This window comes from Bacillus thuringiensis (assembly GCF_001595725.1).
In the GTDB taxonomy this organism is placed as follows: domain Bacteria; phylum Bacillota; class Bacilli; order Bacillales; family Bacillaceae_G; genus Bacillus_A; species Bacillus_A thuringiensis_K.
Genome location: NZ_CP014282.1, coordinates 71,514 through 87,500 on the forward strand (window position 1 = coordinate 71,514; position 15,987 = coordinate 87,500).

Sequence of the window (15,987 nt, forward strand, 5' to 3'; positions counted from 1 at the left end):
GTTTTTATAAGTTTTATACATACTGCACAAATATAGATTAAATAAGATAAGTGGTGAGAATATGATTTTTGTATTGGATGTAGGGAACACAAATGCTGTACTAGGTGTGTTTGAAGAGGGGGAACTTCGTCAGCATTGGCGCATGGAAACAGATCGTCATAAGACAGAAGATGAATATGGAATGCTTGTAAAGCAATTGCTTGAGCATGAGGGTCTTTCGTTTGAAGATGTGAAAGGTATTATTGTGTCTTCAGTTGTACCACCAATTATGTTTGCTTTAGAGCGCATGTGTGAAAAATATTTTAAAATTAAACCGCTTGTAGTAGGGCCTGGGATAAAAACAGGACTAAATATTAAATATGAAAATCCGCGTGAAGTAGGCGCAGACCGAATTGTAAATGCAGTAGCAGGAATCCACTTATATGGAAGTCCGCTTATTATCGTTGATTTTGGTACGGCTACTACATATTGTTATATTAACGAAGAAAAGCATTATATGGGTGGAGTTATTACACCAGGAATTATGATTTCAGCAGAGGCTTTATATAGCAGAGCAGCAAAACTTCCTCGTATCGAAATTACAAAACCAAGCAGTGTTGTTGGGAAAAATACAGTAAGTGCGATGCAATCTGGTATTCTTTATGGTTATGTTGGACAAGTGGAAGGTATTGTTAAGCGTATGAAAGAAGAAGCTAGACAAGAACCTAAAGTTATTGCAACAGGTGGATTGGCAAAATTAATTTCCGAAGAATCGAATGTAATTGATATTGTAGATCCGTTTTTAACGTTAAAAGGTTTGTATATGTTATATGAACGTAATGCAAATTTACAGCATGAGAAAGGTGAATAAATACGTATGAAAGATTATTTAGTAAAAGCGTTAGCGTTTGATGGAGAAGTGCGTGCGTATAGTGTGCGTACAACAAATACAGTAAGTGAGGCGCAAAGACGTCATGATACATGGAGAACAGCTTCAGCGGCACTAGGGCGTTCTTTAACTGCGGGTACAATGATGGGTGCAATGTTAAAAGGTGAGCAAAAGTTAACAATTAAGGTAGAAGGTAACGGTCCAATTGGCCCTATCTTAGTAGATGCTCATGCAAATGGAGATGTACGTGGTTATGTAACGAATCCGCATGTTGATTTTGAAGGAACAGAACAAGGGAAGTTACGTGTATATCAAGCGGTAGGTACAGAGGGGTTTGTAACTGTAATTAAAGATATTGGAATGCGTGAGCCGTTTATTGGTCAATCTCCAATCGTTTCAGGAGAATTAGGAGAAGACTTTACGTATTATTTTGCAGTTTCTGAACAAACGCCTTCTTCTGTAGGTGTTGGTGTTCTTGTAAATGGAGATGATAGCATATTAGCGGCAGGTGGATTTATCCTTCAAATTATGCCGGGTGCGCAAGATGAAACGATTTCATTTATTGAAGACCGTTTACAAAAGATTCCGCCTGTATCAACGTTGATTGAACAAGGCCTTTCTCCGGAAGAGCTACTATATGCAGTTCTTGGAGAAGATAAAGTAAAAGTATTAGAAACAATGGATGTTCAATTTAATTGCACATGCTCACGCGAGCGTATTGAGAGTGTATTAATTAGTTTAGGTAAAACAGAGTTAGAGCAAGTTCGTGAAGAAGAGGAAGAGACGGAAGTTCACTGTCATTTCTGTAATGAACGATACAAGTTCTCTAAAGAAGATATTACAAATTTAATCGAGAATTTGTAATAAGGGAATTAAGAGGAGCGATCCTCCAAATGAATTGACAAACAGGGAATTTTCTGACAAAATCTAAATATAGATAAAACCAATAAAAATACTCGGTGTTAGGAGTGACAGGAATGCGAGTGGCACAATCAGTTTCAGAATTAATCGGGAAAACGCCGATCGTTAAGTTGAACCGCATCGTAGAATCAGACAGCGCAGATATATACTTAAAATTAGAATTTATGAATCCGGGGAGTAGCGTTAAAGATCGTATTGCATTAGCTATGATTGAAGATGCTGAAAAAAAGGGATTATTAAAAGAAGGCGATACAATCATTGAGCCGACAAGTGGTAACACAGGAATTGGTTTAGCGATGGTAGCGGCTGCTAAAGGATATAATGCAATCTTAGTAATGCCAGAAACAATGAGTATTGAGCGTCGTAATTTATTACGTGCTTACGGTGCGGAATTAGTATTGACTCCAGGGCCTGAAGGAATGGGTGGAGCAATTCGTAAAGCGACTGAATTAGCAAAAGAGCATGGCTACTTTATACCACAACAGTTCAAAAACCAATCGAATCCAGAAATTCACCGTTTAACAACGGGTCCAGAAATTATTGAACAAATGGGCGACCAATTAGATGCGTTTATTGCAGGTATTGGTACAGGTGGAACGATCACTGGTGCTGGTGAAGTACTGAAGGAAGCGTATAAAGATATTAAAATTTATGCGGTAGAACCTGCAGATTCACCAGTATTATCTGGTGGGAAACCAGGTCCACATAAAATCCAAGGAATTGGGGCGGGATTTGTTCCGGAGACGTTGGATGTAGAAGTATATGATGAAATTATTCAAGTGAAAACAGAGCAAGCATTTGAATATGCGAGAAGAGTGGCTAAAGAGGAAGGTATTTTAGTTGGTATTTCTTCGGGCGCGGTTATTTATGCAGCAACAGAAGTTGCGAAAAAGTTAGGTAAAGGGAAAAAGGTACTTGTTATTATCCCGAGTAACGGTGAACGTTATTTAAGTACACCACTTTATCAATTTGAATCATAATTAAATGCGATTGAAAAAGCATCCTTGAAAAAGGGTGCTTTTTCTTTTGGGATTGGAAATAGGAAAAGAGTGAATGACTAGAAAACTTCATGTAAAATAAGAGGTAGTATAATTAAATTATTTTCACTAGCCTTCGAGTATAATCAATCTCTATATAAATAACTTATGTAGTTTGAGCTGGTTTATCTAAGAGGGTGGGATAAAAGAAGACGGGGTGTTGATATGCAACGAAGAAAATCTTTAGCGCTTTCTATTCCATATCAGTTAGATTTCTTTAAGCAATATAAATTTCTTTCTCAGGGTAAATCGCAACATATTTTGTTAGAAAGTGGCCGTGGCGGTCGTTATAACATTGTAGGGCTGAACCCAGTAGCGGTAATCCAAGGGAAGGATGAAACGTTACATATAAGTGAAAGTGGTAAGGAAACAATAAAACGAGGGAATCCGTTAGATTTAATGCAAGAATATATGGAACAATGGAAGACGGACTATAACCCAGAGTATCCGCCTTTTCAAGGTGGTGCAATTGGCTATTTCAGTTATGACTGTATCCGTTATATTGAAAAGCTGCCTTCTCTTGCGGAAGATGATATTAATATACCTGACATCTTCTTTTTATTATTTGATGACGTATTTGTCTATGATCAAAAAGAACAAGTGTTATGGATTATTACGCATTATGTAGATAAATATGAAGAGGCAAAAGAACGGCTAAATGAGTGGAAGGGTCTTTGGATGACAGAAGCGCCTGAAGTGACAGTGCCCTTTGAAAGTCCTGAAAAGAAAAGTGAAGCGGTTGCTTTTACTGAAGCCAGCTTTATGAAGGCAGTTGAATGTATTCAAGAATATATTGGGGCGGGTGATGTGTTCCAAGTAAACTTGTCGACGAGACAAGAAAGAACGTTACAGACACACCCACTAGAAATTTATACAAGTCTTCGTGAAATTAATCCATCTCCATATATGGGTTACCTGGAGCTTGGGGATTTTCAAATTGTTAGTGGATCGCCAGAGTTGTTAATTAAGAAACAAGGAACTGAAGTAAGTACAAGACCAATTGCTGGAACGAGATCTAGAGGCGCGGATGAGCAAGAGGATGAAGAATTAGCAAGAGAATTAATTGAGAACGAAAAAGAAAGAGCAGAGCATGTAATGCTTGTGGATTTAGAAAGAAATGATTTAGGACGTGTTTGTAAATATGGCACTGTAGAAGTAGATGAATTTATGGTAATTGAGAAATACTCACATGTTATGCATATTGTTTCTAATGTGCGTGGTGAGGTGGAAGAAGATAAAGATGCTTTTGATTTAGTGAAGGCTGTATTCCCTGGGGGAACAATTACTGGTGCCCCGAAAATACGTACGATGGAAATTATTGAGGAATTAGAACCTGTTCGAAGAGGGATTTATACAGGTTCAATCGGTTGGATTGGTTATTCTGGAGATACAGAATTGAATATTGTAATTAGAACACTTCTTGCTAAAGATGGAAAAGCTCATGTACAAGCAGGGGCGGGAATTGTAATTGATTCAAATCCAGAAAATGAATATAAAGAGTCGTTAAAAAAGGCGATTGCTTTATGGCGTGCAAAAGAACGTAGCGAAGAAACGGTTAGGTGAGAGAAATGATATTAATGATTGATAATTATGATTCTTTTACATTTAATTTAGTGCAGTTTCTTGGAGAACTTGGACAAGAGCTCGTTGTTAAACGTAACGATGAAGTGACCATTTCAGATATTGAGAATATGAAACCAGATTTTCTAATGATTTCTCCAGGTCCATGTAGTCCTAATGAAGCGGGGATTAGTATGGAAGTTATTAAATACTTTGCTGGAAAGATTCCGATTTTTGGAGTTTGTCTTGGGCATCAATCCATTGCACAAGTGTTTGGTGGAGAGGTTGTCCGTGCAGAACGATTAATGCATGGGAAAACGTCGCTTATGCATCATGATGGAAAGACGATTTTTTCGGATATTCCTAATCCGTTTACTGCGACGCGCTATCATTCCCTTATTGTTAAGAAAGAAACGTTACCCGATTGCTTAGAGATAACATCTTGGACAGAGGAAGGAGAAATTATGGCACTTCGTCATAAGACATTGCCGATAGAGGGTGTGCAATTCCATCCGGAATCTATTATGACTTCTCATGGGAAAGAGTTGTTACAGAATTTCATTTGTAAATACAGGCCAAGTGCAACATTATGTTAATTTACGTAAATGGTCAGTATGTAGAAGCAAGTGAAGCGAAAATTTCTCCTTATGATCATGGTTATTTATATGGTCTTGGAGTTTTTGAAACGTTTCGTATTTATAATGGTCATCCTTTCTTATTGGATGATCATTATGATCGTTTAATAGAAGCGCTGGATACATTGCAAATTAAATGGACAATGACAAAAAATGATGTGATGCTTATTTTAAAAAATTTACTCGCTAAGAATGAATTGGAGCATGCATATGTACGTTTTAATGTATCAGCGGGTATAGATGAAATAGGATTACAAACGGAAATGTATGAAGAGCCTTCGGTTATTGTTTTTATAAAACCTTTAACAGCGCCGGGGGATGTAGCGGAAAAAGAAGGTGTTATTCTAAAACAAGTGCGAAATACACCGGAAGGAACATTTCGCCTGAAGTCTCATCACTATTTAAATAATATTTTAGGGAAGCGTGAAATTGGAAATGTTGTGAGTAAGGAAGGTATTTTCCTTACTGAAGCAGGTTATGTTGCAGAGGGTATTGTTTCGAATCTATTTTTTGTGAAAGGTGATGTTTTATATACGCCTTCGTTAGAGACAGGGATTTTAAATGGTATCACTCGTGCGTTTATTATAAAGAGTGCTGAACAATTAAATATAGAAGTAAAGGAAGGTTTCTTTACAAAAGATGAGCTACTTTCAGCGGATGAAGTCTTCGTAACAAACTCCATTCAAGAAATTGTTCCGCTTTATCGTATAGAAGCGCAGGATTTCCCGGGTAAAGTAGGAGTGGTTACAAAAAGTTTAATGTACCTTTATGGAATGCAAAGAGAGAAATTATGGAGCAGAAATGAATTACGAAGAGGAGATGCGTAGTTTGAAGTGGGATTATGATTTACGCTGCGGCGAATATACATTGAATTTAAATGAAAAAACATTAATCATGGGAATTTTAAATGTAACACCAGATTCGTTTTCTGATGGTGGGAGTTACAACGAGGTAGATGCTGCGGTACGTCACGCAAAAGAAATGCAAGGTGAAGGTGCTCATATTATTGATATTGGTGGCGAATCTACTCGCCCAGGTTTTGCTAAAGTATCAGTAGAAGAAGAAATAAAGCGAGTTGTCCCGATGATTCAAGCAGTTTCAAAAGAAGTAAAATTGCCTATATCTATCGATACATATAAAGCTGAAGTTGCAAAGCAAGCAATTGAGGCTGGTGCTCATATTATTAATGATATTTGGGGAGCGAAGGCGGAGCCAAAAATTGCTGAAGTCGCAGCTCATTATGATGTACCCATCATTTTAATGCATAACCGCGATAATATGAATTATCGTAATTTAATGGCGGATATGATTGCTGATTTGTATGACAGTATTAAAATTGTTAAAAATGCTGGTGTGCGAGATGAGAATATTATTTTAGATCCAGGTATCGGTTTTGCTAAAACACCTGAGCAGAACTTAGAGGCGATGCGTAATTTAGAACAGTTAAATGTGCTAGGTTATCCGGTTCTCTTAGGTACTTCGAGAAAGTCCTTTATTGGGCACGTATTAGATTTGCCAGTAGAGGAACGCCTTGAGGGAACGGGAGCTACTGTTTGTCTTGGTATTGAAAAGGGCTGTGAGTTTGTTCGTGTCCATGATGTGAAAGAAATGGCGCGTATGGCTAAAATGATGGATGCGATGATTGGTAAGGGGGTAAGGTAATTGGATAAAATTTATATCCATGATATGGAGTTTTATGGTTATCATGGTGTGTTCCCAGAGGAGAATAAATTAGGTCAGAGATTTAAAGTTGACTTAACGGTGGAGTTGGATTTAAAGTGTGCAGGGGAAAGTGATGACTTAGAGCATTCGGTCAATTATGGAGAGCTTTTCGAATTATGTAGAAAAGTTGTTGAGGATAGAAAGTATAAGCTTGTGGAGAGTATCGCTGAAAATATTGCTGCAGATATATTAAAACAATATGAAAGTATTTCGCGCTGTACAATTAAGGTAATTAAGCCGGATCCACCGATACCGGGTCATTATCGTGCTGTAGCAGTAGAAATTACGAGAGGACGTCCATGAACAATATAGCTTACATTGCATTAGGGTCAAATATTGGAGAGCGTTATACGTATCTAACTGAAGCGATTCAGTTTTTAAATAAAAATCCTTATATTCAGGTTGATGATATTTCATCTGTATATGAAACTGAGCCAGTTGGCTATACTGACCAAAGTTGCTTTTTAAATTTAGTTATAAAAATTTCTACCAATTTATCACCACAAGAATTATTGAAAGTAACACAAAAAGTAGAAAATGACCTAGGAAGAAAAAGGGAAATTAGGTGGGGGCCGAGGACTATCGACCTTGACATTTTACTTTATAATCAAGAGAATATTGAAGCAGAGAATCTTATTGTTCCGCATCCGCGGATGTTTGAAAGAGCTTTTGTTATCGTTCCGTTGTTAGAGATTAATCAAGACATAAAACAAAACATTTCACGTTCACAAGTAGAAGAAATGAAAAGGCGAGAGGGAGTAACGGTATGGAAGCAGAAAAATGGGGAAGACGCATTCGTGCTTTTCGAAAGCTAAAAGGCTATACACAAGAAGGTTTTGCTAAAGAACTAGGGGTATCTGTATCTGTTTTAGGTGAGGTTGAGAGAGGGAATAGATCGCCTTCTCAAGATTTTGTAGTAGAAGTTGCCAAGGCATTAAATGTTTCAATAGAGGAATTAATGCCAAAGTGATTGTACAGGAAGGAGTAGATTGATTGTTAAAGATTGCAAATATCGAGATGAAAAATCCGGTTGTACTAGCACCGATGGCGGGAGTGTGTAACTCTGCATTCCGTTTAACAGTAAAAGAATTTGGTGCCGGCTTAGTTTGTGCTGAAATGGTAAGTGATAAGGCAATATTGCTTAATAATAAAAGAACATTAGATATGTTATATATCGACGAGAGAGAAAAGCCATTAAGTTTACAAATTTTTGGTGGAGAGAAAGAAACTCTTGTAGATGCTGCGAAATATGTAGATAAATATACGACAGCAGACATAATTGATATTAATATGGGTTGTCCAGTGCCGAAAATCGTTAAATGTGATGCGGGGGCAAGGTGGCTTTTAGACCCGAATAAAATATATGAAATGGTAGCAGCGGTTGTAGATGCTGTTGAAAAGCCGGTTACAGTTAAAATGCGTATCGGTTGGGATGAAGAACATATTTTCGCAATAGAAAATGCTAGGGCTGTTGAGCGTGCTGGTGGCCAAGCTGTGGCGGTTCACGGACGTACACGAGTGCAAATGTATGAAGGAAAAGCGGATTGGGATATTATTAAACAAGTAAAACAATCTGTAAATATCCCGGTTATCGGAAATGGTGATGTCGCAACGCCGCAAGATGCAAAGCGTATGCTTGATGAAATTGGTGTAGATGGTGTTATGATTGGTCGTGCTGCTCTTGGAGATCCGTGGATGATTTATCGTACGGTAAAGTATTTGGAGACGGGTGAATTAATGCCGGAACCAACAGTGCGCGAGAAAATTGATGTATGTATGTTGCATCTAGATCGTCTTATCGACTTAAAGAATGAAAGTGTCGCTGTAAGAGAGATGAGAAAACATGCAGCTTGGTATTTAAAAGGTGTTCGTGGTAATGCGAGTGTACGTAATGGTATTAATGCTTGTAACACACGGGAAGACCTTGCGAATGTGTTAGGTACATTTGTAGAAGAAGTGGAAGCGAAACAACAAACAATTTACGTTGGTTAATAATGGACATAGGAGATTGACATTCTTCTATACACTTCCTATAATTACGTGAAAGAAAGAAGAGCTGCCAGTTAGTTGCTGGCAGTTTTTCTAGTTGAGTAGAAAATGCTATACTGTATATATTGTAAAATTAAATAGAGCTGGAGTGATATCAATATCATGGATAACATGAACCACGAAGAATTAAACGACCAATTGATTGTTCGTCGTGAAAAGCTACATAATTTACGTGAACAAGGAATTGACCCGTTCGGTAAAAGATTTGAACGCACAAATTCAACAACTGACTTAGTGAGTCTATATGGAGAGTTCTCTAAGGAAGAATTAGAGGAGAAGGAAATCGCTGTTTCTATCGCTGGTCGTATTATGACAAAACGCGGAAAAGGGAAAGCTGGATTTGCACACGTTCAAGATTTACATGGACAAGTTCAAATTTATGTTCGTAAAGATGCTGTTGGAGATGACGAGTACGAATTATTTAAAACAGCAGATTTAGGTGATTTAGTAGGTATTGAAGGTAAAGTGTTCAAAACAAACGTTGGAGAACTTTCAGTAAAAGCAACAGGCTTTACGCTATTAACGAAATCTCTTCGTCCATTACCAGATAAATACCATGGATTAAAAGATGTTGAACAACGCTACCGTCAACGTTACTTAGACTTGATTACAAGTATGGAAAGTCGTGAAACGTTCGTTACTCGTAGTAAAATCATTCGTGAGATGAGAAGATACCTAGATGACAACGGTTATCTTGAAGTGGAAACACCTATGATGCATGCAATTGCAGGTGGAGCTTCTGCGCGTCCTTTCACTACACACCATAATGCGTTAGATATGGAATTATATATGCGTATCGCAATTGAGCTACATTTAAAGCGTCTTATTGTGGGTGGTTTAGAAAAAGTATATGAGATCGGCCGTGTATTCCGTAATGAGGGTGTATCAACTCGTCATAACCCTGAGTTTACGATGATTGAATTATATGAAGCATACGCTGATTATAAAGATATTATGAAGTTAACAGAAGATATGGTTGCTCATATCGCGAAAAAGGTACTGGGTACAACAACAATCCAGTATGGTGATTATGAAATTAATCTAGAACCAGAATGGACACGTCTTCATATGGTAGATGCGATTAAGCAATACTCTGGAGCTGATTTCTGGAATCCGATGAGTGTAGAAGAAGCGCGTGAACTTGCAAAAGAACATAATGTAGAAATTAAAGATACAATGGAAGTTGGTCATATTATAAATGAATTCTTCGAACAAAAAGTAGAAGATAAATTAATCCAACCAACATTTATTTACGGTCATCCGGTAGAAATCTCGCCGCTTGCGAAAAAGAATGATGAAGATCCACGATTCACAGATCGTTTCGAATTATTTATCGTTGCACGTGAACATGCAAATGCATTCACTGAATTAAATGATCCAATCGATCAAAAAGAACGTTTTGAAGCGCAATTAAAAGAGCGCGAACAAGGTAATGACGAAGCTCATATGATGGATGATGATTATATTGAAGCTCTTGAGTACGGTATGCCTCCTACGGGTGGATTAGGAATTGGTATTGATCGTCTAGTTATGTTATTAACAAATGCACCATCTATTCGTGATGTATTATTATTCCCTGCTATGCGCCATAAACAAGACTAAGCTTTGGAGATTTCTCCAAAGCTTTTTTTATTTGAGCATGAGTTGCGTGGGTATAGTAAATCTTGATAGTGCGAGAAATTATATTTATATAGAAGAAATGTGCTGTTTTTATACTTTTTTACTAAGTTAAAAATTTTATTAGAAAAACTATTGCATTTTAATAATCAAACTGGTATATTTATATTCGTTGCCACGAAAGGTAACAAACAAAACAAACGAAAAACAAGTTATTGAAAAAAGTTGTTGACGAAAATATAACGAAATGTTATATTGATAAAGTCGCTTCCGAGCGACGAAGTAGTTCTTTGAAAACTGAACGAAACAAACAACGTGAAACGTCAATTTTTATTTTAGATGCTAGACAAACTAACTTTATTGGAGAGTTTGATCCTGGCTCAGGATGAACGCTGGCGGCGTGCCTAATACATGCAAGTCGAGCGAATGGATTAAGAGCTTGCTCTTATGAAGTTAGCGGCGGACGGGTGAGTAACACGTGGGTAACCTGCCCATAAGACTGGGATAACTCCGGGAAACCGGGGCTAATACCGGATAACATTTTGAACTGCATGGTTCGAAATTGAAAGGCGGCTTCGGCTGTCACTTATGGATGGACCCGCGTCGCATTAGCTAGTTGGTGAGGTAACGGCTCACCAAGGCAACGATGCGTAGCCGACCTGAGAGGGTGATCGGCCACACTGGGACTGAGACACGGCCCAGACTCCTACGGGAGGCAGCAGTAGGGAATCTTCCGCAATGGACGAAAGTCTGACGGAGCAACGCCGCGTGAGTGATGAAGGCTTTCGGGTCGTAAAACTCTGTTGTTAGGGAAGAACAAGTGCTAGTTGAATAAGCTGGCACCTTGACGGTACCTAACCAGAAAGCCACGGCTAACTACGTGCCAGCAGCCGCGGTAATACGTAGTGGCAAGCGTTATCCGGAATTATTGGGCGTAAAGCGCGCGCAGGTGGTTTCTTAAGTCTGATGTGAAAGCCCACGGCTCAACCGTGGAGGGTCATTGGAAACTGGGAGACTTGAGTGCAGAAGAGGAAAGTGGAATTCCATGTGTAGCGGTGAAATGCGTAGAGATATGGAGGAACACCAGTGGCGAAGGCGACTTTCTGGTCTGTAACTGACACTGAGGCGCGAAAGCGTGGGGAGCAAACAGGATTAGATACCCTGGTAGTCCACGCCGTAAACGATGAGTGCTAAGTGTTAGAGGGTTTCCGCCCTTTAGTGCTGAAGTTAACGCATTAAGCACTCCGCCTGGGAGTACGGCCGCAAGGCTGAAACTCAAAGGAATTGACGGGGGCCCGCACAAGCGGTGGAGCATGTGGTTTAATTCGAAGCAACGCGAAGAACCTTACCAGGTCTTGACATCCTCTGAAAACCCTAGAGATAGGGCTTCTCCTTCGGAGCAGAGTGACAGGTGGTGCATGGTTGTCGTCAGCTCGTGTCGTGAGATGTTGGGTTAAGTCCCGCAACGAGCGCAACCCTTGATCTTAGTTGCCATCATTAAGTTGGGCACTCTAAGGTGACTGCCGGTGACAAACCGGAGGAAGGGGGGATGACGTCAAATCATCATGCCCCTTATGACCTGGGCTACACACGTGCTACAATGGACGGTACAAAGAGCTGCAAGACCGCGAGGTGGAGCTAATCTCATAAAACCGTTCTCAGTTCGGATTGTAGGCTGCAACTCGCCTACATGAAGCTGGAATCGCTAGTAATCGCGGATCAGCATGCCGCGTGAATACGTTCCCGGGCCTTGTACACACCGCCCGTCACACCACGAGAGTTTGTAACACCCGAAGTCGGTGGGGTAACCTTTTTGGAGCCAGCCGCCTAAGGTGGGACAGATGATTGGGGTGAAGTCGTAACAAGGTAGCCGTATCGGAAGGTGCGGCTGGATCACCTCCTTTCTATGGAGAATTGATGAACGCTGTTCATCAATAAAGTTTCCGTGTTTCGTTTTGTTCAGTTTTGAGAGAACTATCTCTCATATATAATGTATGTTCTTTGAAAATAGATAACAGTGTAGCTCATATTTTTTAATTTTAGTTTGGTTAAGTTAGAAAGGGCGCACGGTGGATGCCTTGACACTAGGAGTCGATGAAGGACGGACTAACGCCGATATGCTTCGGGGAGCTGTAAGTAAGCTTTGATCCGAAGATTTCCGAATGGGGAAACCCACCATACGTAATGGTATGGTATCCTTACCTGAATACATAGGGTAAGGAAGACAGACCCAGGGAACTGAAACATCTAAGTACCTGGAGGAAGAGAAAGCAAATGCGATTTCCTGAGTAGCGCGAGCGAAACGGAACATAGCCCAAACCAAGAGGCTTGCCTCGGGTTGTAGGACATTCTATACGGAGTTACAAAGGAACGAGGTAGACGAAGCGACCTGGAAAGGTCCGTCGTAGAGGGTAACAACCCCGTAGTCGAAACTTCGTTCTCTCTTGAATGTATCCTGAGTACGGCGGAACACGTGAAATTCCGTCGGAATCTGGGAGGACCATCTCCCAAGGCTAAATACTCCCTAGTGATCGATAGTGAACCAGTACCGTGAGGGAAAGGTGAAAAGCACCCCGGAAGGGGAGTGAAAGAGATCCTGAAACCGTGTGCCTACAAATAGTCAGAGCCCGTTAACGGTGATGGCGTGCCTTTTGTAGAATGAACCGGCGAGTTACGATCCCGTGCGAGGTTAAGCTGAAGAGGCGGAGCCGCAGCGAAAGCGAGTCTGAATAGGGCGTTTAGTACGTGGTCGTAGACCCGAAACCAGGTGATCTACCCATGTCCAGGGTGAAGTTCAGGTAACACTGAATGGAGGCCCGAACCCACGCACGTTGAAAAGTGCGGGATGAGGTGTGGGTAGCGGAGAAATTCCAATCGAACCTGGAGATAGCTGGTTCTCCCCGAAATAGCTTTAGGGCTAGCCTTAAGTGTAAGAGTCTTGGAGGTAGAGCACTGATTGGACTAGGGTCCTCATCGGATTACCGAATTCAGTCAAACTCCGAATGCCAATGACTTATCCTTAGGAGTCAGACTGCGAGTGATAAGATCCGTAGTCAAAAGGGAAACAGCCCAGACCGCCAGCTAAGGTCCCAAAGTGTGTATTAAGTGGAAAAGGATGTGGAGTTGCTTAGACAACTAGGATGTTGGCTTAGAAGCAGCCACCATTTAAAGAGTGCGTAATAGCTCACTAGTCGAGTGACTCTGCGCCGAAAATGTACCGGGGCTAAATACACCACCGAAGCTGCGGATTGATACCGAATGGTATCAGTGGTAGGGGAGCGTTCTAAGGACAGTGAAGTCAGACCGGAAGGACTGGTGGAGTGCTTAGAAGTGAGAATGCCGGTATGAGTAGCGAAAGACGGGTGAGAATCCCGTCCACGAATGCCTAAGGTTTCCTGAGGAAGGCTCGTCCGCTCAGGGTTAGTCAGGACCTAAGCCGAGGCCGACAGGCGTAGGCGATGGACAACAGGTTGATATTCCTGTACCACCTCTTTATCGTTTGAGCAATGGAGGGACGCAGAAGGATAGAAGAAGCGTGCGATTGGTTGTGCACGTCCAAGCAGTTAGGCTGATAAGTAGGCAAATCCGCTTATCGTAAAGGCTGAGCTGTGATGGGGAAGCTCCTTATGGAGCGAAGTCTTTGATTCCCCGCTGCCAAGAAAAGCTTCTAGCGAGATAAAAGGTGCCTGTACCGCAAACCGACACAGGTAGGCGAGGAGAGAATCCTAAGGTGTGCGAGAGAACTCTGGTTAAGGAACTCGGCAAAATGACCCCGTAACTTCGGGAGAAGGGGTGCTTTCTTAACGGAAAGCCGCAGTGAATAGGCCCAAGCGACTGTTTAGCAAAAACACAGCTCTCTGCGAAGCCGTAAGGCGAAGTATAGGGGGTGACACCTGCCCGGTGCTGGAAGGTTAAGGAGAGGGGTTAGCGTAAGCGAAGCTCTGAACTGAAGCCCCAGTAAACGGCGGCCGTAACTATAACGGTCCTAAGGTAGCGAAATTCCTTGTCGGGTAAGTTCCGACCCGCACGAAAGGTGTAACGATTTGGGCACTGTCTCAACCAGAGACTCGGTGAAATTATAGTACCTGTGAAGATGCAGGTTACCCGCGACAGGACGGAAAGACCCCGTGGAGCTTTACTGTAGCCTGATATTGAATTTTGGTACAGTTTGTACAGGATAGGCGGGAGCCATTGAAACCGGAGCGCTAGCTTCGGTGGAGGCGCTGGTGGGATACCGCCCTGACTGTATTGAAATTCTAACCTACGGGTCTTATCGACCCGGGAGACAGTGTCAGGTGGGCAGTTTGACTGGGGCGGTCGCCTCCTAAAGTGTAACGGAGGCGCCCAAAGGTTCCCTCAGAATGGTTGGAAATCATTCGTAGAGTGCAAAGGCATAAGGGAGCTTGACTGCGAGACCTACAAGTCGAGCAGGGACGAAAGTCGGGCTTAGTGATCCGGTGGTTCCGCATGGAAGGGCCATCGCTCAACGGATAAAAGCTACCCCGGGGATAACAGGCTTATCTCCCCCAAGAGTCCACATCGACGGGAGGTTTGGCACCTCGATGTCGGCTCATCGCATCCTGGGCTGTAGTCGGTCCCAAGGGTTGGGCTGTTCGCCCATTAAAGCGGTACGCGAGCTGGGTTCAGAACGTCGTGAGACAGTTCGGTCCCTATCCGTCGTGGGCGTAGGAAATTTGAGAGGAGCTGTCCTTAGTACGAGAGGACCGGGATGGACGCACCGCTGGTGTACCAGTTGTTCTGCCAAGGGCATAGCTGGGTAGCTATGTGCGGAAGGGATAAGTGCTGAAAGCATCTAAGCATGAAGCCCCCCTCAAGATGAGATTTCCCATAGCGTAAGCTAGTAAGATCCCTGAAAGATGATCAGGTTGATAGGTTCGAGGTGGAAGCATGGTGACATGTGGAGCTGACGAATACTAATAGATCGAGGACTTAACCATATAATATGAAGCAATGTTATCTAGTTTTGAAAGAATATAAAAAACTTGTTGACTTTAAAAGTTCAATGAGTTACAATGATTCTTGTCTTAAATGAATACAGTCTGGTAATGATGGCAGAGAGGTCACACCCGTTCCCATACCGAACACGGAAGTTAAGCTCTCTAGCGCCGATGGTAGTTGGGACCTTGTCCCTGTGAGAGTAGGACGTTGCCAGGCAATCCGGAGGATTAGCTCAGCTGGGAGAGCACCTGCCTTACAAGCAGGGGGTCGGCGGTTCGATCCCGTCATCCTCCACCATTTAGCCGACTTAGCTCAATTGGTAGAGCAACTGACTTGTAATCAGTAGGTTGGGGGTTCAAGTCCTCTAGTCGGCACCAGTTTTTATTGTAAGAGCCATTAGCTCAGTTGGTAGAGCATCTGACTTTTAATCAGAGGGTCGAAGGTTCGAGTCCTTCATGGCTCACCATTTTAATTAATATGCGGGTGTGGCGGAATTGGCAGACGCACTAGACTTAGGATCTAGCGCCTTTGGCGTGGGGGTTCGACTCCCTTCACCCGCACTTTTAATAAAATATCTCAAACATGTCTTGCGGAAGTAGTTCAGTGGTAGAATACAACC

12 protein-coding genes, 5 tRNA genes and 3 rRNA genes (1 of these 20 cut by a window edge) are annotated in these 15,987 nt (G+C 41.7%); all 20 read left to right on the top strand.

Features of this window, described 5'->3' with window-relative positions; all coding sequences use genetic code 11:
- Positions 1-61 precede the first annotated feature (61 nt).
- Positions 62-850, top strand: coding sequence for a type III pantothenate kinase (locus tag AXW78_RS00375; protein WP_000578368.1), 789 nt, complete (start codon positions 62-64; stop codon positions 848-850).
- Between the two features lie 6 nt (positions 851-856).
- Positions 857-1,732, top strand: a complete 876-nt coding sequence (gene hslO, locus AXW78_RS00380) for a redox-regulated molecular chaperone HslO (protein WP_000656372.1) — start codon at positions 857-859, stop codon at positions 1,730-1,732.
- A 113-nt stretch (positions 1,733-1,845) separates the two neighbouring features.
- Positions 1,846-2,769, top strand: a complete 924-nt coding sequence (gene cysK / locus AXW78_RS00385) for a cysteine synthase A (RefSeq protein ID WP_001261712.1) — start codon at positions 1,846-1,848, stop codon at positions 2,767-2,769.
- A 222-nt stretch (positions 2,770-2,991) separates the two neighbouring features.
- Complete coding sequence (pabB, locus tag AXW78_RS00390) at positions 2,992-4,389, top strand: aminodeoxychorismate synthase component I (protein ID WP_001189714.1); 1,398 nt, start codon at positions 2,992-2,994, stop codon at positions 4,387-4,389.
- Between the two features lie 5 nt (positions 4,390-4,394).
- On the top strand, positions 4,395-4,982 hold the full coding sequence (pabA, locus tag AXW78_RS00395; protein ID WP_000602295.1) for an aminodeoxychorismate/anthranilate synthase component II: 588 nt from the start codon (positions 4,395-4,397) through the stop codon (positions 4,980-4,982).
- Positions 4,976-5,848 (top strand): aminodeoxychorismate lyase, encoded by an 873-nt coding sequence (gene pabC / locus AXW78_RS00400; protein ID WP_000909875.1) that lies wholly within the window; start codon positions 4,976-4,978, stop codon positions 5,846-5,848. Before pabA ends, pabC begins: the two co-directional genes overlap by 7 nt.
- Positions 5,823-6,683 (top strand): dihydropteroate synthase, encoded by an 861-nt coding sequence (folP, locus tag AXW78_RS00405; RefSeq protein ID WP_002164271.1) that lies wholly within the window; start codon positions 5,823-5,825, stop codon positions 6,681-6,683. Before pabC ends, folP begins: the two co-directional genes overlap by 26 nt.
- On the top strand, positions 6,684-7,046 hold the full coding sequence (gene folB, locus AXW78_RS00410; protein ID WP_000358055.1) for a dihydroneopterin aldolase: 363 nt from the start codon (positions 6,684-6,686) through the stop codon (positions 7,044-7,046).
- On the top strand, positions 7,043-7,558 hold the full coding sequence (gene folK / locus AXW78_RS00415) for a 2-amino-4-hydroxy-6-hydroxymethyldihydropteridine diphosphokinase (RefSeq protein ID WP_001059450.1): 516 nt from the start codon (positions 7,043-7,045) through the stop codon (positions 7,556-7,558). Before folB ends, folK begins: the two co-directional genes overlap by 4 nt.
- Positions 7,510-7,713: a helix-turn-helix domain-containing protein gene (locus AXW78_RS00420; protein WP_000387031.1), complete on the top strand. Its 204-nt coding sequence runs from the start codon at positions 7,510-7,512 to the stop codon at positions 7,711-7,713. Before folK ends, AXW78_RS00420 begins: the two co-directional genes overlap by 49 nt.
- Positions 7,714-7,736: 23 nt before the next feature.
- Entirely contained in the window at positions 7,737-8,735 is a 999-nt protein-coding gene (gene dusB / locus AXW78_RS00425; protein WP_000912251.1) for a tRNA dihydrouridine synthase DusB, read from the top strand.
- 159 nt (positions 8,736-8,894) lie between these two features.
- The gene (gene lysS, locus AXW78_RS00430) at positions 8,895-10,394 is read left to right on the top strand and encodes a lysine--tRNA ligase (RefSeq protein WP_000369668.1); all 1,500 of its coding nucleotides are present in this window, start codon (positions 8,895-8,897) and stop codon (positions 10,392-10,394) included.
- A gap of 372 nt (positions 10,395-10,766) precedes the next feature.
- A 16S ribosomal RNA gene (locus AXW78_RS00435) occupies positions 10,767-12,313 on the top strand.
- Positions 12,314-12,455: 142 nt separating this feature from the next.
- Positions 12,456-15,367 (top strand): 23S ribosomal RNA (locus tag AXW78_RS00440).
- A 101-nt stretch (positions 15,368-15,468) separates the two neighbouring features.
- Positions 15,469-15,584, top strand: a 5S ribosomal RNA gene (rrf, locus tag AXW78_RS00445).
- The 16S, 23S and 5S rRNA genes sit together here with 5 tRNA genes alongside, the layout of an rRNA operon.
- A gap of 5 nt (positions 15,585-15,589) precedes the next feature.
- A tRNA-Val gene (locus tag AXW78_RS00450) sits at positions 15,590-15,665 on the top strand.
- Between the two features lie 4 nt (positions 15,666-15,669).
- A tRNA-Thr gene (locus AXW78_RS00455) sits at positions 15,670-15,745 on the top strand.
- Positions 15,746-15,758: 13 nt separating this feature from the next.
- Positions 15,759-15,834, top strand: a tRNA-Lys gene (locus AXW78_RS00460).
- 13 nt (positions 15,835-15,847) lie between these two features.
- A tRNA-Leu gene (locus AXW78_RS00465) sits at positions 15,848-15,928 on the top strand.
- Positions 15,929-15,957: 29 nt separating this feature from the next.
- Positions 15,958-15,987: transfer RNA gene (locus tag AXW78_RS00470), tRNA-Gly, on the top strand (it continues 46 nt past the right edge of the window).